Raw genomic sequence first — 21,235 nt, 5'->3', positions numbered from 1 at the left:
GATAAATAAGTGTGTAATGTAAACTGAAAAGGAACCGACATACCAGTAAATAACTAATTAAGTTCTTATTTCTTGCTATATTCTCTTTTTAATAAGCGCAAATTAAAGAAATGGAAGGGCAGGATCCTTTCCATTTCAATTTGAAGGAGTGCTTTAGATGAAAAAAATGAAAGCTCAACCGTTTCTCAAAATGTTTGCAAGAAAACGTAAAAGTAGAGGAGCAATGTGGGCCTCTCTATTAGGCATTGGTTTAAGTGCTGCTGTTTTTGGAGTGACAAAGGGAAAACGTAGAGACGTTGCACTTCCTTTTAAAAATATGGTAAAAAATTTCACACCTAAAACCAATCTTAATCTAATGGATAATGCTGCATTAACAGAGTTTTCAGAGGAGCTATTAATGAGTGCATTAAATAATAAAAAACAATAAGAAAAAAGTCCGCACATTGGCTGCGGACTTTTTAATATGGTGGAGCTGGGACTTTTTTCGGTATGTAATTAATATTTTCAGAAGAGTATACACTTATTATTAACAGATGGCCTAATGTCCTTGCTCGAATTAATACGGGTTGATTATAGGTATTCTTAAACTCGAAATCGGCTCCATACCAACTAACCGTTGCGTCACGTCCAGGTGGAATATAAGGGACCTTTCTGGAATGAGAAAACCGCTCTACAATCTTGATGCCTGCATTATCTACAGCGTTATATAGGGTTGAGGATACTTGGCAAATTCCACCGCCAATGTCTTCTGAGAATTCTCCTCTTACGATGACCTTGGCACGTAAATAGCCCTTCGCAGCTGTTCTTTTACCAACTACCCTGTTAAAGGAAAATGTTTCACCCGGAAAAACCACCTGGTTGTTAATTGCTTTTGTTGCCAGTTCTATATTGGTAGATCTTTTTTTATTACTGGGATTAAAAGACGTAACATAACGCCCAATTCTCATACTGCGAATATCACTAAGTAATTCGCTATCCACCTTTGGATAAACTGCATGGAAAGGTAATTCCATGACCTTTGCTTGTCTAGAACTAAAAATATAAGCATAAAATTTCTCTGTAAATGCTTGATGATTGATTTGAGACCCGGCTTTTTCTGGAATAATACCACCATATTGATCCAAGCTGGCATTTTTTGGTTCAATGGAAAATTGTTTGTTTAAATTATCCAAAAATCTACTGTACTTTCTAGAATTTAATAATGGCAGGCCGGTTTTGGAATAGGTGAAGTCCTCACGATTAATCGTAGTTACGGTATGGCCGTCCTTGGTGATAGTTAGACGATCTTGTACATTAATAACCGGTTGGGTTAACAGGAAATATCCCATTAACAAAGATAAAATCATACTTAGCAACCCCCTCACTTTAATATTGGTAGAAGTAAGCTAATTCATGTAATCACAAAACAGATTCAATCATTTTTGAAAAATTCAAAAGTAATTTCCTTTTTTTCTTTACAACAATCAAAAAATATAATATTCTCATTATTGAGAATGATAATAATATATAGGAGCTAATTTTATATGATAAATGAATCAACTGCTGACGTTATTTTGCATCCTGTTCGAATGAGAATCATCCAGTATTTAATTAACCAACAACTTACAGCGCAGCAATTAAAAGAATTTCTACCAGATATCCCGCAAGCGTCATTGTATCGCAACTTAAAAAAATTAGTTGAAGCAGAAGTCATTCATATAGTAGATGAAATTCCAATTAGAGGAACAGTCGAAAAAGTTTATTCCATCCATAATCCTGACAAGGTATCCATTGGTCCTGAAGACTTAAATAAGCTTTCAAAAGATGAACATATGAGCCTTTTTATTAAATTTATGGCCAATTTAATGGGCGAATATGATCGATACTTAGATCAAGACAGCATTGATCTAGTTACCGATGGTGTCACATTCCGACAAGCATCCATCCACTTAAATGATGAGGAGTATGTGGAATTTATAAACGAACTTTCAGCTGTTTATCAAAAAGTTATTAAAAACGAACCAAAAGAGGGGAGGAGAAGAAGGACAGTAGCTACAATCGTGATTCCAGAGAAAAAGAAAAATTAAGAAAAATGATAAGTAAGTACAAGTTGATTGGAGTGGAAGGCGGCGAAGACTCCTGCGGGAGTACGGGACAGGGGAGACCCCGCAGGCGCTGAAAGCGTTGAGGAGGCTCCCCGAACCGCCCGCGGAAAGCGAAGCCGGCTGGAACGGAAATCAACTGACTAGTATAATGTAGTTAGCCAAACAAAAAAGACTGTCGATTTTTAACCTCGAATCCTTCGAGATTGTCGACAGTCTGAAATGGTCATCATTTTGATGATCATTTTTTTTGTTTCTGCTGAAAAATTTGTTGAAATATAGTATATTAATAGATGATAACAACAGGATAGAAAAGTGCTAGCAGATTGCTAATGGATATATAGGAGTGAATAACATGTCTGAAAACGAAAGAATTCAATTAAATGTAAGAATTACAAAAGACACTTCGAAGTTGCTAGATGAAATCGTTGAATATTACCAACAAGGATTAAAGCTTGGTCGAATCTATAAAGGAGATGTACTAACAGATATCATTGAAAAGTCGTATGAAGTAATGAACAAGCAAAAAAGATCATTAACAAAAAGGTATTAAAGGGATTTTCGTTAGTTGAGAATGAATACTCTAAAACAATTTAGATCCTCGTTGGTGCTTAAGGGGCATTATTGAATATGATATAATTCTCATTAGACATATAAGAGAATGCGAGGACATAATGTGAAGGGAAAAATTACAGCACAAAGCATCAGTCTATTTGAAAAAAAGGGTTTTACCGAAACGTCCATTCAAGACATCGTTGATTCACTTGGTGTTACAAAGGGAACTTTCTACTATTACTTTTCGAGTAAGGAAGAATTACTAATGGATATCCACCTTGGTTATATAGACGGTTTACTTTATACTCAGAACCATATATTAAATGACACTTCAAAATCATTCAAGGAAAAATTATCTGCGAATGTTTATATGCTAATTACGAATATAACAACCCAAGGTGCGGCTGCTAAAATTTTCTTTCGGGAAATGAATAATTTAAGTCCCGAGCATCTTAAAATAATTGAACAAAAAAGAGACCAATTCCGACTAAACATTGAAGGACTAATTCGTGCCGGTATGGAAAATGGGGAGCTCCGTGCTGATCTAAATGCCCCTATCATTACTATGGGGATTCTTGGTATTACCAATTGGAGTTACCAATGGTTTAATCCAGATGGAAACTGCACAGACGAAGAAGTTGCGGAGATTTTTGTCGAAATGATCTTAAAGGGAATTCAAGACAATTAAAGAAAAAAGGTATAGTACACTATATTTTAAGGGGACTTGAAGTGATTCAAGCCTTTTTTTGTGGAGAAATATTAATAAACTATGAACAAACTATTAATTAGTATAGAAGAATGGTGTTTATAGTTGATATGCTTAAATTTTGAGATAAACTTAATAAAAAGAACATTTTAGGTATTAGTAGGAGTTGAATTATTTTGAGAATTTTAGTGATCGAAGATAATAAAAGTGTCTGTTCCATGATTGAAATGTTTTTTGCCAAAGAAGGGATAGATGGGGAGTTTGTGAATGACGGACTCGAAGGATACAACCGCATTAAAGAAGAGACTTGGGATGCAGCTATTATCGATTGGATGCTCCCGGGTATGGACGGAGTAACCATCTGCCGTAAAATTCGTCAAGAAAATTATACGGTTCCAATCATCATGTTAACAGCCAAAGACAGTGAGTCCGACCAGGTGCTTGGTCTTGAAATGGGTGCGGATGATTATGTGACCAAGCCATTCAGTCCGCTGACATTAATGGCAAGAATTAAGGCAGTAACACGGCGGTTCCAACCCCAAGTACCTAAGGAAAGTGGCGATTTCCTTCAGACAGAACATTTTAAAATTAGCAAAAATACACGAGAAGTGATCGTCGACGGTACCCCGGTCACAAATTTAACACCAAAAGAGTTTGATTTACTTTACTATATGGTTGAACATCCCCGCCAAGTATTCTCAAGGGAGCAACTTCTGGAACGAGTGTGGGGCTATCAGTTTTATGGAGACGAACGAACGGTGGATGTCCATATTAAACGACTTCGGAAAAAAGTTGAAACAACTGCACAGCCATTCTTCCATACAGTATGGGGGGTAGGGTATAAGTTTGATGAGTCAATTAAAACGGATGAAGTTTAGATACATTTACCAACAATTTTTCAGTCATATCAGTATTATAATTGTTGCTTTCTTAGTATTAAGTTTGTTGTTTGCGCATTATGTTGAAAATTTGGTTTATGAAAATAAAGTAAATGAACTGATATCCTACGGGAAGGCGATTCTTTCCGAGATTGATGAATCTCCACAAGCTGCGGACCAAATTATTAATCGTTATAGTTCGGTGTTGACAACAAGAAAAATGAGCTTTAGTATCTTTGATCAATATGGAAAACTATATGCTGTTGGAAAACAGGGTCCAGCAATTGGAGGTTTGTCTGACAAGGATTGGGATCGGATTTCTAAAGGTCGAACCCTTGTGGTAAATAGTGATTTTAAAAGGTTCGGTCAAGAAGGGGTTACCTTTGTTGTTTTACCGTATCTTAATAATGGAACCTTTATAGGTGGAATTCTATTAACCTCACCGATTAGCGGCTCTAGTGCCATGGTTCATCGTGTTAATCAGTATATTATGTACGCCATTATTATTGCGCTTGTTGTTTCCTTTCTGCTTAGCTGGTTTTTATCGAGAATTCATGTGCACCGGATTAAACGTCTTCGTGAAGCAACCTCACTTGTCTCAGCGGGAAATTATCATGTCCACGTTGCATCTTCAAATTTCGATGAGATTGGTGAATTAGCAAATGATTTTAATCATATGGTTAATAAAATTAATACCTCGATGGAGGAAATTGAAAGTCTAGAAAATAGACGAAGACAATTTTTATCGGATGTTTCCCATGAAATGCGGACGCCCTTAACGACTATTAGCGGCGTCATCGAAGGCTTGAAAAATGATATGATTCCAGAGGAAGATAAAGAAAGAGGAATAAATCTTGTAAGTCAAGAAGCAAAAAGACTTATCCGCCTTGTCAATGAAAACTTGGATTATGACAAAATACGCTCCAATCAAATTCGGTTGTACAGAGAAGATATCCAACTCCTTGAGGCATTTGAGATTATTCAAGATCAATTAATGCTGCAAGCAGAGGATAAAAATAATCAGATTCTAATTGAGGCAGAACCAGAAGTTATTGTAAATGCTGACTATGACCGACTGATTCAAATTTTAATTAATATTACCAAAAATAGCATTCAATTTACCACGAACGGGACGATTTGGCTTCGCGGGCGAAAGGAAGGGCAGTCGACCATTATTGAAGTGGAGGATACCGGGATTGGCATTGATCCGAGTGAGATAGAAAACATCTGGCGACGATTCTATAAGGCTGATATCTCTAGGACCAGTAACCCCTATGGAGAATTTGGATTGGGCCTTTCGATTGTTAAGCAATTGGTTCTCCTTCATAATGGGGAAATTAATGTTTTCAGTGAAGAGGGAAAAGGAACAAAATTCGTCATTAAACTATAAAAATTGCGAGAAGCTGTGGGCTGGTGCCTGCAGCTTTTTTGTTCAATAAAGATAAAAATTCGTAGATATTTCTAAAAGCCGTTATAGTTTGTTAATAATTTCTTAAGATTTGCGAGGTAAAGTAAAGACAAGATAAAGAATGCTTAAAGGAGATTGAATGAAATGGATTATAAAAATGATAATGAATTCGATAAAGATCAACCAAATACATCTGATTTAACAGAAATTACAAAAGCAAAAGAACAATTAGAAGAGTCAATCAAAATCAACCATACTGAAGAAAATTCCTATGCAGTGGATGCGACCTTCACAGTGGAAACAAATGATTTTGGGAATCGTGAGGAACAAGAAGCACAATCTGAATTTGAACCTGCAACGAAATCAACAGTAACACCAAGAATGGAACCCACGCGTACAACCAATCAAGTGGATCAGAAGAAAATGAAAAAACGGAACGTAAAGGGTTTTGCCTCCACACTTGCATCTGGGGTAATTGGGTCTGTATTGACATTAGCGATTTTGCCACATACAGACTACATCAAAGATCATTTCCCGAAAGTGGAGTCTCAAGAGGCAATTAGTTCTCAACAAGGTACTGTGGTCAAACCTGTAGTAGCTCAGCCAACAGCGACAACTTCTAATTCGATTGCGGATACAGTTGAAAAGGTATCGAAGGCGATTGTCGGGATTGTCAATTATCAGCAACAACAGAATAATTTTTATGGAAATTCTAGTTCTTCACAAAGTGTGGAAAGCGGTTCGGGGTCGGGAGTTATTTTTCAAAAAAATAATAATACAGCCTATATTGTCACCAATAACCACGTCGTCGAAGGGGCTGCGAAACTAGAAGTATCTTTGTATGACGGTGAAAAAGCCACCGCTGAAGTGGTTGGCACAGATGCTTTAACGGATCTCGCTGTTTTAAAAATTGACGCCAAATACGTGACGGCAACGGCTGATTTCGGTGATTCGTCAACACTTCGTCCGGGCGACCAGGTCTTTGCCATCGGGAACCCGCTTGGACTTGATCTTTCAAGAACAGTCACACAAGGGATTGTGAGTGCAACTAACCGAAGTATTGCCATTACAACCTCTGCAGGAAATTGGGATACCAATGTTATTCAAACCGATGCAGCAATTAATCCTGGGAACAGCGGGGGTGCTTTAATTAACCCACAAGGACAAGTGATTGGCATTAATAGTTTGAAAATTTCAGAGAGTGGTGTCGAAGGGTTAGGCTTTGCGATTCCTAGTAATGATCTAATTCCCATTGTAAATGAATTAATTAAGAATGGTAAAATCGACCGTCCATATCTTGGGGTAGGACTTGCCGATCTTAATCAAGTGGCACAAATGTATTGGCAAAACCTGCCGAGCACAACAAAAGGTGTGATGCTCACAAATATTGAGGCCAATTCAGCAGCTGCAAACGCTGGACTCCAAGTAAAAGATATTATTGTTTCCATGAATGGCACGGAAATTACCAGTTCCTCTGATTTACGAAAATATCTATATACGAAAGTAAACAAGGGGGATGAAATAAAATTGGGAGTTTACCGCGATGGAAAACAAATCACTGTAAATGTGAAACTTGCGGATTAATTGGAGGGAGTATCAAGAAAAATGTCATTTTTAAAACAAAATAAAATCATGGTAATAATCCTATCAGTACTTATTGTAGCGTCAGTAATTTTACTAAGTTTCACCCTTAAGAAGGAGGATACAGTCGCAACGTTTAATGGAGAGGCCATTAGTAAAGACGAGTTATATAGTGAAATGGTCGAAAAGTACGGTCCTGCTACCATGGATAAAATCATTAGCGAAAAAATTGTGGCTGCAGAAGCTAAAAAACAAAAAGTTAGTGTTAAAGATAGTGAACTGAATCAAGAAATTGAAACTCTAAAAGCATCATATGGCGGCGAAGAAGCCTTTAATAAAGCGCTTGAAACTAACAATACTTCTCTAACATACCTAAAACAAGATCTAAAAAATTACTTGACGATTAAAAAATTGCTGGAGCCGGAAATTACCATTACCGATGAGGAAATGAAGACTTATTTTGATGAAAACAAAGATACATTTGCCCAAGCCGAGCAAATTAAAGCAAGTCATATTCTCGTTGCTGATGAGAAAACCGCGAATGAGGTCAAAGAAAAGTTAAACGATGGCGGAGATTTTGCAAAGTTAGCGAAAGAATATTCGACCGATGAGAGTACGAAGGATGCTGGAGGCGACCTTGGTTATTTTGCAAAAGGTACCATGGTCACAGAATTTGATGATGCTGCATTTGGCCTTGCCGTCGGAGAAGTTAGTAAGCCTGTAAAGACAAAGTATGGGTACCATATTATTAAAGTAGAGGCTAAAAAGAAGGGAAAAGAAGCAAATTATAATGAAAGTAAGGCTAAAATAAAAGAAACATTACTAGATCAGAAAATTGACACTGAGTACGGAACATGGCTAGAGAAAAAGAGGAAGAGTTATGATATTAAGAATACCTTAGAAAAAGTCTAACCTAATGGTCACGAGGTGAATAACAAGATGAATCGGGTCGGGAAATTTGCAGCGAATGATACAGTAGATGATCTTGAACTAATGCATATGGTTTTTGAACTTCCTGAAAAGGATAAAATGATTATGTGGTCAGAGGGCTATATTGATCTTGTGATTGAGAAGTTGCCTGAGTATGCCCGAGATGTATTGGAGAATCGCAAGGAAAAGTGGGAAGATACGAAAGCTTATTATGAAAAGAAGATTGAAGATATTATTAACCAGGAAGAGTTTAAATTGATGCAAAAGGGCGAACGGAAGGAGTTCGCCCTTTTTGTCAAGGATCGGTATCCAGAGTACCAATCATTATTATTTTTGATCTATGATGGTAATCTAAAAGAAGATGACTTTAGGAAGTTTGTCTATCGCAGAAGGCAAGGATCTCGTAAAAAGTACCTTCATTAAATGGGGATTGGCGAAAAAAAAGTGTCAAGTAAGCGAAATAACACGGAAAAATGGCGAAATAACTTTTCAATTTGGCGAAATCCACCCGAGGATCCGCGAAATAACCGCCCCAAGCGGCGAAATCTGAATTCCTAACCTTTAGATTAATCAGAAAAAAATAGGCTTGCAATCGGTATCAGAACTATTTACAATGAAACTAACTAATTGGAAACGGAGGTGGAGAAGAGATGAAACGTTCTATTTATGCACGGTTAGTTTGGCTGGAAGCACTCAATATTTATCGTGCAATTTTTCATGGTGTAATTTTCAAAGGGGGTAGTCTGCCCTTTTTTCAAAATTACAAAATGAATATGGAACGATAACACATCTCTTTACCCACTTTAAATAAGCAGGAAGAGAGTGCGCAAATCTGCACTCTTTTTTCATGCCTAATTTTAACTAGCCGCGGGTCATAAAAGATGCCCGCGGCTTTTTTATTTGGAAGAGAGTGTTCATCTTAATTTATATAAATAAGGAGAATGAACATGATTATTTGCAGTGTAAACCATATTACCAAATCATTTGGCGGAAATATAATTTTTAAAGATCTATCCTTTGAAGTACAAGAAGGAAACAGGATTGGCTTTGTTGGGCGTAATGGCGGTGGTAAAACAACGTTATTAAAGCTATTAGCCAACCAAGAATCGGTTGATGAAGGGGTTATCCATTGGAAAAAGGGGTTGAAGATTGGTTACTTGGCCCAGATACCTGATTTCAAGGAACTAACAAGTAAAGAAGTGCTAAAAACAGCATTTGAGCAATTAACAGCCACCGAAACTAAGCTTCGACAATTAGAAGTTGAAATGGGAGATGAAGCTGCACCAGGACACCTCCAAAGATTAATGAATCAATATGGAAAGCTCCAGGATGAATTTATCTTAAATGGCGGGTATGAAATGGATGCCCAATTGGATAGGATTGCAAACGGGTTGAATATTACCGACCTGCTTGATAAACCCTTCTCATCATTAAGCGGCGGAGAAAAAACAAAAGTTGGATTGGGTTTGAGTTTATTGAAAAATCCTGAGCTTCTTCTGCTAGATGAACCGACCAACCATTTAGATATGAAAGCGATTGAATGGCTGGGGGCCTTTCTAAAGGAATATACAGGAACGATTATTCTCATCTCACATGACCGTTACTTTTTAGATGAAGTGGTCACGAAAGTGCTGGAAATGGAAGATGGAGAAATCGAACTGTATCATACGAATTTCAGCGGTTATGTGAAAGAAAAAGAAGAACGGCTCTTAAGAGAATTTCAGGAATATCAAGAACAACAGAAAAAAATTAAAAAAATGAAAGAAGCAATAAAGCGTCTCCGTGACTGGGCGAACCGCTCCAATCCACCAAGTGCTGCCCTTCATAAACGGGCGACCAATATGCAGAGGGCACTGGATCGAATTGAAAAACTAGACCGCCCAAAAATAGACGTCAAAAAAATGGCGATTGATTTCGAAGCCCATGATCGAAGCGGTAAAGATGTAATCGTCATAGAGGACGTTGCAAAGAGTTTTGGAAGGAAGAACTTGTTTGACAAAGTAAACATGCTCGTACAATATAAGGACCGAACTGCAATTGTCGGGGAAAATGGTACCGGTAAATCCACACTGTTAAAAATGATTCTGAAGGAAATGGAGCCAGATAAAGGTGTTGTCAAGGTGGGCAGCAATGTAAAGGCAGGTTATCTGTCACAACATGTCTTTACGGATATTGGCGAACAACAGCTGATTGACCTGTTTCGGTCTGAAGTCGTCGTCAATGAAGGAGAGGCTCGTCATATTTTAGCGCGTTTTTTATTTTACGGACCAGCCGTTTTTCGGAAGGTTAGTCAACTGAGCGGCGGGGAGAGAATGAGACTTAGACTTGCCCAGTTGATGTACCAGGATATTAATCTTTTGATTCTGGATGAACCAACCAATCATCTCGATATTGATTCCTGTGAGGTGTTAGAGGAAGCGCTTGAACAGTTTAATGGCACTATTTTAGCTGTTTCCCATGACCGATATTTTCTCAATAAATTGTTTAAGAAAATATACTGGCTCCAGGATGGGACTGTTCGCTATTTCGACGGGAATTATGATTGGGCAAAAAGCAAATTGGAAGAAACAATCCAGATAAAACAGCCGGAAAGGCCAGTGTTGACGAAAACTTCCTCACCTAAGGCATCAAAAGTGGGAGAAGTGGGGTCAGCCTTGATTGAGGAAAAAATTGAGCAAATTGAATCGGAAATTCAGATTTTAAAACAAAAACTTAGTGAGGAATGTGAACTTGAATTGCTGCAAAGAATTTATCTTGAATTAGAGGAACGGGAACATAAACGTGATAGTCTCTACCAACAGCTAGAAGAAATTATCTAAAAAGAAATAGCTCCCCTTCAACATTTGGGGAGCTGCAATGGAGTCGCAAGTTTGCGGCTTCTTTTTTGTGGTAGAAATAACTTTTCGAAAGGGGTGCTTTTTCTTATAATTAGAGATGTTTCTCTCATAAAGGATGGGTTGGTATGAATATTCATTTTTCTTTAAAGCAAGTATCGCTCCTTTTAATCGTTACCTTGACAGGGGTGGTTTGGTCAGTCATCTTTCATCATCCGCTAGTCATAGGATTTTTTCCAGGCTATCTCGTACTTACTTGGTTGGCTGCGAGAAAAAAATTACGTTTAAAACAGATTCTACATATTAGTATTTTGGGTGTGAATAAAACTAGAATTGTCATCTTAATCCTATTTCTGGTGAGTTTTTTACTGCCGTCTTGGTATTTAGCAGGGACTATTCAGCAGATGGTGGAAATTGCTCTGCATTTTATTGTTCCAAATCATTTTTTTGTCTTATCCTTTCTCTGTGCCATGGTATTTTCCATGCTGCTAGGAACAACAGTCGGGACTTTAAGTGCAATTGGCATACCAATCATTGGAACGGCCATCGTTCTGAAACTTCCCGTCGAATTGGTGGCAGGCGCCTTGGTTTCAGGTGCATTTGTAGGAGATAGAACTTCCCCATTTTCAAGCGCCCACCAACTATTGTCACATACAGTTGAATTGCCCTTAAAAAGACAATGGAAAGCAATGCTTTTTACTACGCTAGCCGCTATTTTTCTATGCTTTTGCTTTTATGGAGCGGCGGACTATCTATTCCTAGGTACGGCTGGTTCAAAGCAGCAACTTGTAAGTTGGAATGATCTTTCTCTCATTAAATTTATCCCACCGTTTATCTTAATTATATTTGTCCTTTTAAGAATTAGTATCGTTTATGCTTTTTTAACAAGTATTCTATCAGCAGCATCCATTGCACTTTTCAGTGGATCTTCATGGCCAAAACTCGTATTCTCATTGTGGCATGGAATCGAGGGTCTAGGCGGTGGGTTCCTTCATATGTATGAATTGCTACTATTTCTAGCTTTAGCAGGTGCATATAATGGACTTTTGGAAGAAATGAATGTCATTCAGCCCTATTTAGATAGATGGTTACAATCATCCCGCACGCTTACTGGCGACACACTAAAAACAATGCTGGCGACATTTTTAATCACGTTAATCGCAGCAAATCAAACATTGCCAATTATCCTCACCGGCAGATCCTTCCTTCCGCATTGGTCTAATACCTATGGTAAAGAAGAGTTAGCCCGAGTTATGGGGGATTCCACCATGTTGTTTCCGGGGGTGGTGCCCTGGAGTGTGCTTGCCATCATGTGCAGTACTATTGTTGGAATACCAATTATGGCATACCTTCCATTTGCCCTTTTTTTATGGATTTTACCCATTTTAACGATTCTAGTATCCTTAGTAAAACAAGCACGAAAATCTAAGGAAAAGCAGACAGTAATAGCCTAAAATGGAGTCCGATGCGACTCCTTTTCTGCATCCAATATTAATCACTCCGAATGAAGTCCTTAAATCTTTCATATATGTGGTAGTAAAGAATTTGGACAAGGGATGATCAGATGCTGAAAAAGTTTGCGATAATAGGGTTCGGAAGTACGATGATCGGGATTGGTATTAATGGGTTTATTCTGCCATTACATATCATTAATGGAGGATTTTTTGGTATCAGCCTGCTGCTAAAATATATTTTGGGTTTTAAAGTTGGGATGACATTTATCTTACTAAATATTCCTGTTTACATGTACGCATACAAATCAGATCCCGAGTATTTTTTTAATGGTGTGATGGGAGCAATCTGTTCCGGAATTATGATTGAATTGCTGGTGCCATTGAATGGAATGTTTCATTTGTCCGTCCTTAGCAGTGTGATTATAGGAGCTGTAATCATTGGGAGCGGGGTTGGGGTGATGCTCCGAAATCATATTAGTCCAGGCGGAATGGATCTGCTGGCCCTGCTTATTGCAAAATGGTCTAGAATGAATGTTGGGTTAATTATGTTTGTGATGGATGCTGTTATAATTATTACCGGTTTGTTCCTGCTGCAAGATGTGAAACTTTTTTATTCGCTTGTTATCGTTGCAATAGTGGGACTTTTGGCAAGTCTGATTACCACTAGGAACATTGAGTAGAATGTAATAAAGTAAAAATTACACATTAGGGGTAAGATGAGTAAATATAAACAAGCTTGTTAATAAGGAGGTATACGATGGAACCTCTCAGAGATCTTCTCGAGGAAAATTTAAAGATTTTATTTGTTGGTTTTAATCCAAGCATTCGCTCTAGTGAACTTGGGCATCATTATGCAAGTCCAAACAATCGTTTTTGGAAGATATTGTACGATTCAGGGTTAACACCACGGAAATATGAAGCAATGGAAGATGCGAAGCTTTTAGATTTAGGATTTGGATCTACAAATATTGTAGAAAGGCCTACAAAGGCAGCGGATGAAATTACCAAAGGAGAGTATAGAGAGGGAAGTGAGATCTTAAAGAAGAAGATCGATCAGTTTAAGCCAAAGATTGTCTGCTTTGTTGGAAAAGGAGTCTATCAGCAATACAGTGGGTTAAAAGTAATTCAGTGGGGAAGACAAACCACTAGCATTGTTCCAGGGGTTGTCGATTTCGTAGCGCCATCTTCTAGTGGTCTAGTACGTATGAAGTTGGAGGAAATTATTAATATCTATAAAGAGCTTGTCCCTCTGCTATCGGAATAAAACATCGTCGGGTGATGCTCCCCGGCGATGTTTTTTATACTTCGAATTTATTCTTATAGTGGGACAAGGCGATAAGAGGAAAAATATAGCGATAGCTGTGATAGTGAATGTAAAAACCACCGGCCATACCTTGCCCCTTCGGATAAGCGGTAGTCCAATCTTCTTTTTCGAGGGAAGTTAATAAATAGGTGATTCCGTTTCTTATTTGTTCTGTAGGTTCTTCTGAAGCAGCAATCAAGGTATCAAGTGCCCAGGCAGTGTGTGTTAAGGTGCTAAATCCTAATGGCACATAAGCCTTTTTGCTATCACTATGGCATGACTCACCCCAGCCGCCATCTATATTCTGAATACCATCTAACCATTTTACGGATTTTTGGATAGCTGCATGATTAGAAGGAATCCCAGCGGCAAGTAACCCTGTAAGGGCTCCCCATGTTCCATAAAGATAACAAATTCCCCATCTACCATACCAAGACCCATCCTTCAATTGATTACTTAACAGCCATTCCACCCCTTTATGGATTGCTTTATGGTCCCTAGATAGATTCGTGTAATTCCCCAAAAACTCTAGCGTTCGCCCCGTAATGTCAGCGCAAGATGGATCTGTTAGCAAAAATTCTCCTTTTTCAATGGGGAGAAATTCGAATAATTTTGTATCAGTATTTTTTTCAAACGCTCCCCAGCCGCCATCGTCATTTTGCATCGATAAAAGCCAGTTAAGGCCCCGGTCCCAGACATGCCTTTCAAGAGGATTCATTCTCGAAATAGACCGAAGTGATGCTGTTGTATCGTCAACATCTGGATTCATCGTATTGACATCTGAAAATCCCCATCCTCCTGGCAATGTCTTTGGATTATGAATGACCCAATCACCAAATTTATGATGCTGCCGGTTTAAAAGATATTGATTGGCCATTGTCACCATTGGGTCATCTGAGGCGACCCCGGCTGATTGCAGAGCATAACCAATCAATGAAGTATTCCAGACATTTGCTGTTGTGTACTGCATATGGGGATGGCCGTTGATATCGCATTTCATCGCAAGCAACCCATTCACAGCCTTGGTGATTACGGGATCTGTTTTCTTGTACCCATGGGACAGCAGAGCAAATATCATTAAAAAGGTGCAACTGTAATAACTATAAAAAGTGCCGTCGGGTTCGAGGTGGTTCAGCATGTAGTTCTTAGCCCGTTCGACCGCTAACTGATGGAGTTGTTCAGGTAAGCCCATTAATCTTTTAACTCCATCCTTGATAAATGAAAGCAGGGAACGGTATTCCGAGGAGCGAAACCAGAGATTTTCCTGTTGCCGGTGTAAATATAGTTCCGAAAGATTAGGGCTCATTGACGTTTTAATAAAAAACTTTTTATCAGCAAGTAGAATAATTGGTGTTAGATTGGCTCGCCCAAAGACAGAAAAGGAATAAAAATTAATTGGAAAATAATGTGGCAGGAGGATAAATTCAATGGGAAGAGGTGAAAAATCTGGCCAAATATATTGTCCTGTTAAAGAAAGCATCACTTTGGTAAAGATACTTACTTCTTCTATGCCGCCTTTGGATAAAATAAATTTTTTCGCCGCTCGCAAACGCATGTCATCCTTCTTGGCATACCCTGAATACAACAATGCGTAATAGGCTTCCACGGTGGCGGTCAAGTTGCCTTCGCCCTCATCGTAGAAAAGCTTCCAAGCCCCATTCTTTTCTTGCTTACTAAAAATCCTCGCCACCAAGCCTCGAATTAATTCTTCATCATTTAATTCCAATGTCCGCAATAAAATGATCATATAGGCATCTGTTGACAATCCTGTTTCAAAAGGGTAATTCCATGATCCGTCGGGAGATTGGTCTGCTCGGAGCCTTTCAATAAGCCAATCGATGCCCTTGCTAGTATTAATCATAGGTATTTCTCATTCCTCTCCCAGAAATCTATACTCATTCATACATATTCCATTGGTGGAAGGAGAATTCGTATAGGAGGTCATGAGCCATTTTTTTTACGAGAAATCGCCAAAAAACCACACTAGAAATGATTAGAGAAGAATTAAAAAATAAGAGCAACCAAGCAGTGGTGCCGCCGAAACTTACGGTAGCAGATGGTGCGCTTTTAGAACAAATAAGAGAAAAGACAGCCGTGCATAACCTAAATAATGTGACTAGAACAAAAGCTTATCTTGAATTTTACCTCTTGCATCCCGAAATCCATTGGGCATTCCTTGGACATATGGTTTCCCGTAATGGCGGCTGGAACATGACCGACTTAAAGGGAGAATTTCTCACCCGTTTGCTCTCGAAAAAAGATAGTGAAACCTTTTTTGCCTTTTTAGAGCGTGGGAATTGGCTGATTTTCCAAGATGTATACCCGCAATTTTTGCTGTATCAGGAGAGTTTAAGGCAAAATAAACCATTATTTTATTTATGTTCTTATCTCCATATTTCAACCTTCATGGAAACCATTTGGAATCAATTTTGGCATACCCAAGAAGCCTATATCCTTGCCATCGCCCTGGTTATCAATGAACAAAGTTATTTGGAGAAACGAGTGGTTCAAAATCCGCTTTACCAAAAGGGTGTGTTAAATAAATTCGAATTTATCCTCCAAGATTTGCTTTCATTTAACCATATTCTTTTTCCTTATGGAAAAAAGAACCTAGCAGGGCAAACACTCCATCAGTTTGAGTCATTACATGAGCGTATTCTACTTGGAAAAAGATTATATACGATCCTTTTTAAAAACAGGGAGCGATTAAAACAAGTAGTAGACTGGGCAAAAAACCATCCGCATACCGGATCAAGGAAGGATTACTGGCCGCATATTTTTAATAACGTTAACGAAGGGACTCCAGGATTTGCCTATCAAACACGTTTAAAAGCCTGTCAGCTTAGACCGCGGGCAAGAAAAATATATAGTCCAGCCCTTCAATTCGCTTGGAAGAATGTCAGCCAAACGGAGGCTGAAAAAGGGGATTGGTTTGAAGATGATCATGTGGTGGATTATTTAATTGAGGACCATGAAAAAATAGACGGGGAGATAATACATGAATACTGTAAAACACTTGAACGACTCGAACTCGCAGCCATCGCGAAAAAAGCCATTTCGATTTTGGACTAACCCTTCCGTTGTAACGGTGTTTTTAGCAACCTTGCTTGCGACGTATTTAGATCTATATTTAGTAGGTAAAGGCATATATAAGTTTCCAATGAGGCCAATCTCAAATGTTTTCTCCATTAATATTGGATTTACACTTGTGGTGATACCGGTGTTTATTTTCGTTTTCCTACGGGTTATGGACCGGTTGAATAAATGGGGGAAGGCAGGAGTAATCTTATTCATCAGTCTTTTTATGCCCATCTTTGAAAGGTTTGCGGAATTGTTGGGATGGTTTGAACACGCTGAGAACTGGAAACACCTTAATTCGTTTTTTGGCTACCTGCTATTTTTAGCCTTTATTTATTCTTTTTACACCTGGATGGCAAAACAAAAAGGTTAACAGACAAAAAGCCGAGATTTTTCATCTCGGCTTTTGCGATGTAACCATTAGTTACACCTTGCCCCTTCCGTCCGTACAGTGGTTAAGTGTCCCGCAACAAGCGAATGTTCGGAAGGGGTACTATTATATTACCACTACAAACTTAGAAATATAACCAATCATCGAAAATTGGGGTGCGAAACTTTCTTTTCTTATTTGAAAAGTGTATGATAATAATGATTTTTACATAAAGGAGTGTTTTTTAATGGCTAAAAAAGGATACATAGTAATGGAAAATGGAGAAAAGATGGAGCTTGAATTTTACCCTAATGAAGCTCCAGGTACAGTTGCGAATTTTGAAAAATTAGCTAACGAAGGTTTTTACAATGGTGTGGTTTTCCATCGTGTCATCCCTGGCTTTGTAAGCCAAGGAGGAGATCCGACGGGAACTGGGATGGGTGGCCCCGGCTACACTATTAATTGTGAAACAGAAGGAAATCCTCACAAGCATGTTCCAGGTTCATTATCAATGGCGCATGCAGGTAAAAATACAGGGGGCAGCCAGTTCTTTATCGTTCATGAATCACAACCACATTTAAATGGTGTTCACACTGTTTTTGGTCAAGTGACATCAGGACTAGAGACTGCTCTTAAAATGAAAAATGGTGACAAAATGAAAGAAGTTAAAGTATTTGATGAGGAGTAATCCTTAGAAGGGAGAGCAGCTTTGCTCTCTCTTTTTTTTGTCTAATTTATGATTGGATAGGGTAAATTAACCTCAAAAGTCAAATTGGGGGTTATTTATGAAGAAATTTGTTTTCATACTCATTCCATTCCTGTTTTTTTCCTTTCAATTAATAGCTAAACCCCAAAAGACAGAAGCTAAAAATTTGCAGGCTGCGATTATTATTGACGATTTTGGCGGCGGGACAGGTGGGGTCCGGGACTTCCTTGAAGGAGATATACCGATTACTGCTGCAGTCAAGCCATTTACCGAGCACTCGAAGGAACATGCCAAATGGGCACATAAATACGGCATCGAAGTAATGATTCATTTATCAATGGAACCGAAAAGAGGGAAAAGATCCTGGCTTGGACCAAGGCCAATCACGAATGATCTTTCAGCAGCAGAAGTAAAACAAATTGTCGAGGATGCAATAAAGGATGTTCCATATGCTGTCGGAATCAATAACCATATGGGTTCCCTTGCCGTTGAAAATGAACAAATTGTTCGCGCAATCGTTGAGGTGGCTAAGAAAAAAAGATTATATATCATCGATAGTGCGACGAGCCCAAAGACAAAATTCCCGAAAATAGCCAAAGAGCTAGGTGTTCCCATCCTTAAAAGGGATGTATTTTTAGACGACATTTCCTCCTCTTCACACGTATACAAACAAATGATTAGACTAGCAAAGGTTACTGAAATTAAAGGTACAGGAATTGCAATTGGGCATGTTGGTATTACAGGAAAGGTATGTTCGATTGGTGTTTTTCAATCGATAGATGAATTCGAAAAACGAAATATAAAAATTGTCCCTGCCTCTGACCTGTTTTCCGGCAAGGCAGCAGAAAAATACTTTATACCATTAAAAAAGGGCAGTTAACCACTGCCTTTTATTTCGCGTTCATTCTACTTTCACAATTGCACCATTACTGATAAAATGTCTCCTATCAAAAACAAATTAATAATTAGTAACTAAGGGAGAAGGAATCGCAAAAAATGAAATTAGTATCATGGAATGTCAATGGGCTTAGAGCGTGTGTTAAAAAAGGGTTTTTGGATTATTTTCAGGAAGTTAATGCAGACATCTTTTGTGTGCAGGAAACGAAACTGCAAGAAGGGCAAATTAATTTGGAGTTGGATGGTTATCACCAATATTGGAACTATGCAATCAAGAAAGGATATTCCGGTACTGCCGTTTTTACAAAAAACAAACCACTTTCCGTTCGGTATGGCGTTGGGGCAGATGAATCTGAAGACGAAGGTAGAATACTTACCTTAGAATTTGATGATTTTTTCTTAGTTAATGTTTATACCCCAAATTCACAAAGAGATTTAGCTCGAATTAATTTTAGATTGGAATGGGAAGATCGAATTCTTCAACATATAAAAGATCTAGATCAACTGAAACCAGTGGTCCTATGTGGGGACCTGAATGTTGCTCATCAGGAAATTGATTTGCGCAATCCTAAATCAAATCTAGGCAATTCTGGCTTTACGGAAGAAGAACGCGGGAAAATGACTGCCTTACTGGCTGAGGGGTTTGTCGACAGCTACCGCTATTTTCATCCTGATCAAGAGGGCGCTTATACCTGGTGGTCTTATATGGCTAAAGTCCGGGAAAGAAATATTGGCTGGCGAATTGACTATTTTATTGTCTCTGAAAAGTTACGTGAGCGACTTAAGAATGTGGACATTCATTGTAATGTAATGGGAAGCGACCATTGTCCAATCCTATTAGAAATCAATTGATTTAATACAATTAGGTTTTCTTATGGTAAATCATAAAATACCTGTCATTTTCTTTATGAAGTAGCTGCATTATAGTTGAATTATAGAAAGTTACGGAAAGGGGAAATGACATGGATAGTAAAAAAGATGTAAAACATCAGTTTGGAAAAAGTGCTGATTCCTATGTGAGTAGTGCCATCCACAAGGATGGGAATGACTTGCAAAAACTTGTCCAATTGGCGACGTTCACTGGCGAAGAAGACTTACTGGATATTGCTACTGGCGGAGGACATACTGCTAATACGTTTGCTCCTCTGCTTAAGAAAGTCACAGCTTTGGATTTAACTCCGGAAATGTTAAAAGCAGCAGAAAAATTTATTCGAGCTAATGGTCATTTAAATGTTGATTTTAAAATAGGGGATGCAGAAAATCTTCCTTTTTCAGATGGAGTATTTGATATTGTTACCTGTCGGATTGCCCCGCACCATTTTCTTAACATAAATAAATTTGTTCAGGAAGTTCATCGGGTGTTAAAGCCATCTGGTCAGTTTTTACTTGATGATAATGTTGTTCCAGAAGAAGATGACTATGACTTATTTTATAATACGGTCGAAAAATGCCGGGACTACAGTCATTTTCGCGCTTGGAAAAAGAGTGAATGGCTCCACATGCTTGAGGTGAATGGATTTGAGGTTCATGAAATACATCGATTTGAAAAAACATTCCAATATGAGTCTTGGTGTAATCGAATGAATTTACCAGAGAATGAAAAAGATAAGTTATCCAACTACATCCAAAACTCCTCTCAAAAAGTAAAAGAGAAATTCAGGGTGTCAATTGCGGATGATCAGGTCATCTCATTTCAAGGTGAAGCAGTTATTATGAAGGTATTAAAAAGGTAAAAAACCTTTGCAGAAAGAGGGATTTCTCTTTTTGCAAAGGTTTTTTGCCATTTAAACATCGTTCAAAGCTGTTCCAATCACATCAAATTCCGGCATTTTCTCTTCCAAAACCGATTGATTTAATTGCTCTTGTTCACTAGGAGCAACGAATCCATTTTCATCCTCTTTTTTCATGAAGTCCATACTCACTTTCATGTCATCTCCTTTTGCAAAACACAAGTACAAAAGTATTTTTTCCTATAAAAAGTAATCTAAACCTAATTATTTATCTTTTCTATAGGTATGTTATTAACAATGATAATTGCAAGTCCAATAATTTCTTCAGAACCATTCAATTCAAATTAAAAAGATTGAAAGAAAATGGTTGACGAATAGTTAATGGGGTAGTATGATATTCATTGTCGCTGAAACGAAATAACTAATTTAAAGATTTAAAAAGGTAATTTCGAAATGAAGTTGACGATGTTTAATTGTTATGTTAAAATAACAAATGTCGCTAATCACTCGATTGGCTGACGAAAGATTAATAGACTTGTTCTTTGAAAACTAAACAAACAAAATCGTGCAAACAAACAATAACTTTTAGTTTTGAATATGAAACTAAGCCAACGTAACAAATGAGCTAATCAACTTTCTTGGAGAGTTTGATCCTGGCTCAGGACGAACGCTGGCGGCGTGCCTAATACATGCAAGTCGAGCGAGACTCTTCGGAGTCTAGCGG

General features: G+C 38.1%; 23 protein-coding genes and 1 rRNA gene. 21 read left to right on the top strand and 3 right to left on the bottom strand.

Going from position 1 to position 21,235, the window contains the following annotated elements; all coding sequences use genetic code 11:
- Nucleotides 1-157: 157 nt before the first annotated feature.
- Entirely contained in the window at nucleotides 158-427 is a 270-nt protein-coding gene (locus tag M3610_RS22630) for a hypothetical protein (RefSeq protein WP_098576722.1), read from the top strand.
- 31 nt (nucleotides 428-458) lie between these two features.
- Here the strand turns inward: M3610_RS22630 and M3610_RS22625 are convergent, their stop codons facing one another.
- Complete coding sequence (locus M3610_RS22625) at nucleotides 459-1,346, bottom strand: VanW family protein (protein ID WP_251462811.1); 888 nt, start codon at nucleotides 1,344-1,346, stop codon at nucleotides 459-461.
- A 177-nt stretch (nucleotides 1,347-1,523) separates the two neighbouring features.
- Here M3610_RS22625 and M3610_RS22620 point away from each other — a divergent pair, with 177 nt between their 5' ends.
- The 13 genes from M3610_RS22620 to mug all read left to right on the top strand — a co-directional run bounded on the left by M3610_RS22620 (nucleotide 1,524) and on the right by mug (nucleotide 13,691).
- The gene (locus tag M3610_RS22620) at nucleotides 1,524-2,066 is read left to right on the top strand and encodes a helix-turn-helix domain-containing protein (protein WP_251462809.1); all 543 of its coding nucleotides are present in this window, start codon (nucleotides 1,524-1,526) and stop codon (nucleotides 2,064-2,066) included.
- Between the two features lie 370 nt (nucleotides 2,067-2,436).
- A complete protein-coding gene (locus M3610_RS22615) occupies nucleotides 2,437-2,634 on the top strand; it encodes a hypothetical protein (RefSeq protein ID WP_098576725.1) in 198 nt (65 codons plus the stop codon).
- A 123-nt stretch (nucleotides 2,635-2,757) separates the two neighbouring features.
- Entirely contained in the window at nucleotides 2,758-3,324 is a 567-nt protein-coding gene (locus M3610_RS22610; protein WP_251462807.1) for a TetR/AcrR family transcriptional regulator, read from the top strand.
- Nucleotides 3,325-3,518: 194 nt separating this feature from the next.
- Nucleotides 3,519-4,220 (top strand): response regulator transcription factor, encoded by a 702-nt coding sequence (locus M3610_RS22605; RefSeq protein ID WP_098576727.1) that lies wholly within the window; start codon nucleotides 3,519-3,521, stop codon nucleotides 4,218-4,220.
- Entirely contained in the window at nucleotides 4,210-5,610 is a 1,401-nt protein-coding gene (locus M3610_RS22600; RefSeq protein WP_251462875.1) for a sensor histidine kinase, read from the top strand. The genes M3610_RS22605 and M3610_RS22600 overlap by 11 nt, the downstream gene beginning before the upstream one ends.
- 162 nt (nucleotides 5,611-5,772) lie before the next feature.
- Complete coding sequence (locus M3610_RS22595; protein WP_251462806.1) at nucleotides 5,773-7,212, top strand: S1C family serine protease; 1,440 nt, start codon at nucleotides 5,773-5,775, stop codon at nucleotides 7,210-7,212.
- A 21-nt stretch (nucleotides 7,213-7,233) separates the two neighbouring features.
- A complete protein-coding gene (locus tag M3610_RS22590) occupies nucleotides 7,234-8,121 on the top strand; it encodes a peptidylprolyl isomerase (protein ID WP_251462804.1) in 888 nt (295 codons plus the stop codon).
- Between the two features lie 27 nt (nucleotides 8,122-8,148).
- The gene (locus tag M3610_RS22585) at nucleotides 8,149-8,562 is read left to right on the top strand and encodes a hypothetical protein (RefSeq protein WP_098576731.1); all 414 of its coding nucleotides are present in this window, start codon (nucleotides 8,149-8,151) and stop codon (nucleotides 8,560-8,562) included.
- A 227-nt stretch (nucleotides 8,563-8,789) separates the two neighbouring features.
- Nucleotides 8,790-8,924: an RAxF-45 family protein gene (locus M3610_RS28080; protein WP_285851455.1), complete on the top strand. Its 135-nt coding sequence runs from the start codon at nucleotides 8,790-8,792 to the stop codon at nucleotides 8,922-8,924.
- A gap of 162 nt (nucleotides 8,925-9,086) precedes the next feature.
- The gene (abc-f, locus tag M3610_RS22580; protein ID WP_251462873.1) at nucleotides 9,087-10,958 is read left to right on the top strand and encodes a ribosomal protection-like ABC-F family protein; all 1,872 of its coding nucleotides are present in this window, start codon (nucleotides 9,087-9,089) and stop codon (nucleotides 10,956-10,958) included.
- A gap of 143 nt (nucleotides 10,959-11,101) precedes the next feature.
- Nucleotides 11,102-12,427, top strand: coding sequence for a Na+/H+ antiporter NhaC family protein (locus M3610_RS22575; protein WP_251462801.1), 1,326 nt, complete (start codon nucleotides 11,102-11,104; stop codon nucleotides 12,425-12,427).
- Nucleotides 12,428-12,537: 110 nt separating this feature from the next.
- A complete protein-coding gene (locus M3610_RS22570) occupies nucleotides 12,538-13,107 on the top strand; it encodes a YitT family protein (RefSeq protein WP_251462799.1) in 570 nt (189 codons plus the stop codon).
- Between the two features lie 77 nt (nucleotides 13,108-13,184).
- Nucleotides 13,185-13,691: a G/U mismatch-specific DNA glycosylase gene (mug, locus tag M3610_RS22565; RefSeq protein WP_251462796.1), complete on the top strand. Its 507-nt coding sequence runs from the start codon at nucleotides 13,185-13,187 to the stop codon at nucleotides 13,689-13,691.
- Between the two features lie 34 nt (nucleotides 13,692-13,725).
- Here mug and M3610_RS22560 read toward each other — a convergent pair whose 3' ends face one another.
- The gene (locus M3610_RS22560) at nucleotides 13,726-15,591 is read right to left on the bottom strand and encodes a terpene cyclase/mutase family protein (RefSeq protein ID WP_251462794.1); all 1,866 of its coding nucleotides are present in this window, start codon (nucleotides 15,589-15,591) and stop codon (nucleotides 13,726-13,728) included.
- 128 nt (nucleotides 15,592-15,719) lie between these two features.
- On the opposite strand from M3610_RS22560, the gene M3610_RS22555 reads away from it, so the two are divergent.
- From M3610_RS22555 to M3610_RS22530, 6 genes are all read left to right on the top strand, one after another.
- A complete protein-coding gene (locus tag M3610_RS22555; protein ID WP_251462793.1) occupies nucleotides 15,720-16,802 on the top strand; it encodes a DUF2515 domain-containing protein in 1,083 nt (360 codons plus the stop codon).
- On the top strand, nucleotides 16,729-17,181 hold the full coding sequence (locus M3610_RS22550; RefSeq protein WP_251462792.1) for a CBO0543 family protein: 453 nt from the start codon (nucleotides 16,729-16,731) through the stop codon (nucleotides 17,179-17,181). The genes M3610_RS22555 and M3610_RS22550 overlap by 74 nt, the downstream gene beginning before the upstream one ends.
- A gap of 244 nt (nucleotides 17,182-17,425) precedes the next feature.
- A complete protein-coding gene (locus tag M3610_RS22545) occupies nucleotides 17,426-17,866 on the top strand; it encodes a peptidylprolyl isomerase (RefSeq protein WP_251462790.1) in 441 nt (146 codons plus the stop codon).
- Nucleotides 17,867-17,963: 97 nt separating this feature from the next.
- On the top strand, nucleotides 17,964-18,764 hold the full coding sequence (locus M3610_RS22540; RefSeq protein ID WP_251462788.1) for a divergent polysaccharide deacetylase family protein: 801 nt from the start codon (nucleotides 17,964-17,966) through the stop codon (nucleotides 18,762-18,764).
- Between the two features lie 116 nt (nucleotides 18,765-18,880).
- Complete coding sequence (locus M3610_RS22535) at nucleotides 18,881-19,633, top strand: exodeoxyribonuclease III (RefSeq protein WP_251462786.1); 753 nt, start codon at nucleotides 18,881-18,883, stop codon at nucleotides 19,631-19,633.
- Nucleotides 19,634-19,743: 110 nt separating this feature from the next.
- Nucleotides 19,744-20,514 carry a class I SAM-dependent methyltransferase gene (locus tag M3610_RS22530; protein WP_251462784.1) on the top strand — a complete coding sequence of 257 codons (771 nt, stop codon included), beginning with the start codon at nucleotides 19,744-19,746 and terminating at the stop codon, nucleotides 20,512-20,514.
- 51 nt (nucleotides 20,515-20,565) lie between these two features.
- Here the strand turns inward: M3610_RS22530 and M3610_RS22525 are convergent, their stop codons facing one another.
- Nucleotides 20,566-20,709: a hypothetical protein gene (locus M3610_RS22525; protein ID WP_180230280.1), complete on the bottom strand. Its 144-nt coding sequence runs from the start codon at nucleotides 20,707-20,709 to the stop codon at nucleotides 20,566-20,568.
- 437 nt (nucleotides 20,710-21,146) lie between these two features.
- Between M3610_RS22525 and M3610_RS22520 the strand changes: the two genes are divergently transcribed.
- A 16S ribosomal RNA gene (locus tag M3610_RS22520) occupies nucleotides 21,147-21,235 on the top strand; the annotation flags it as partial.

The sequence above is a fragment of the Neobacillus sp. MER 74 genome (genome assembly GCF_023714155.1).
The sequence above is the reverse complement of the archived record's forward strand: the minus strand, read 5'-3'. Positions and strand labels throughout refer to the sequence as shown.

Excerpts from the sequence above, each read along its gene's own strand:
- M3610_RS22570 (WP_251462799.1), top strand. The coding sequence starts at position 12,538 with ATGCTGAAAAAGTTTGCGATAATAGGGTTCGGAAGTACGATGATCGGG.
- M3610_RS22555 (WP_251462793.1), top strand. The coding sequence starts at position 15,720 with ATGATTAGAGAAGAATTAAAAAATAAGAGCAACCAAGCAGTGGTGCCG.
- M3610_RS28080 (WP_285851455.1), top strand. The coding sequence starts at position 8,790 with ATGAAACGTTCTATTTATGCACGGTTAGTTTGGCTGGAAGCACTCAAT.
- M3610_RS22630 (WP_098576722.1), top strand. The coding sequence starts at position 158 with ATGAAAAAAATGAAAGCTCAACCGTTTCTCAAAATGTTTGCAAGAAAA.
- M3610_RS22615 (WP_098576725.1), top strand. The coding sequence starts at position 2,437 with ATGTCTGAAAACGAAAGAATTCAATTAAATGTAAGAATTACAAAAGAC.
- M3610_RS22600 (WP_251462875.1), top strand. The coding sequence starts at position 4,210 with ATGAAGTTTAGATACATTTACCAACAATTTTTCAGTCATATCAGTATT.
- M3610_RS22625 (WP_251462811.1), bottom strand. The coding sequence starts at position 1,346 with ATGATTTTATCTTTGTTAATGGGATATTTCCTGTTAACCCAACCGGTT.
- mug (WP_251462796.1), top strand. The coding sequence starts at position 13,185 with ATGGAACCTCTCAGAGATCTTCTCGAGGAAAATTTAAAGATTTTATTT.
- M3610_RS22595 (WP_251462806.1), top strand. The coding sequence starts at position 5,773 with ATGGATTATAAAAATGATAATGAATTCGATAAAGATCAACCAAATACA.
- M3610_RS22575 (WP_251462801.1), top strand. The coding sequence starts at position 11,102 with ATGAATATTCATTTTTCTTTAAAGCAAGTATCGCTCCTTTTAATCGTT.
- M3610_RS22545 (WP_251462790.1), top strand. The coding sequence starts at position 17,426 with ATGGCTAAAAAAGGATACATAGTAATGGAAAATGGAGAAAAGATGGAG.
- M3610_RS22535 (WP_251462786.1), top strand. The coding sequence starts at position 18,881 with ATGAAATTAGTATCATGGAATGTCAATGGGCTTAGAGCGTGTGTTAAA.
- M3610_RS22525 (WP_180230280.1), bottom strand. The coding sequence starts at position 20,709 with ATGAAAGTGAGTATGGACTTCATGAAAAAAGAGGATGAAAATGGATTC.
- M3610_RS22540 (WP_251462788.1), top strand. The coding sequence starts at position 17,964 with ATGAAGAAATTTGTTTTCATACTCATTCCATTCCTGTTTTTTTCCTTT.
- M3610_RS22585 (WP_098576731.1), top strand. The coding sequence starts at position 8,149 with ATGAATCGGGTCGGGAAATTTGCAGCGAATGATACAGTAGATGATCTT.
- abc-f (WP_251462873.1), top strand. The coding sequence starts at position 9,087 with ATGATTATTTGCAGTGTAAACCATATTACCAAATCATTTGGCGGAAAT.
- M3610_RS22530 (WP_251462784.1), top strand. The coding sequence starts at position 19,744 with ATGGATAGTAAAAAAGATGTAAAACATCAGTTTGGAAAAAGTGCTGAT.
- M3610_RS22620 (WP_251462809.1), top strand. The coding sequence starts at position 1,524 with ATGATAAATGAATCAACTGCTGACGTTATTTTGCATCCTGTTCGAATG.
- M3610_RS22550 (WP_251462792.1), top strand. The coding sequence starts at position 16,729 with ATGAATACTGTAAAACACTTGAACGACTCGAACTCGCAGCCATCGCGA.
- M3610_RS22560 (WP_251462794.1), bottom strand. The coding sequence starts at position 15,591 with ATGATTAATACTAGCAAGGGCATCGATTGGCTTATTGAAAGGCTCCGA.
- M3610_RS22590 (WP_251462804.1), top strand. The coding sequence starts at position 7,234 with ATGTCATTTTTAAAACAAAATAAAATCATGGTAATAATCCTATCAGTA.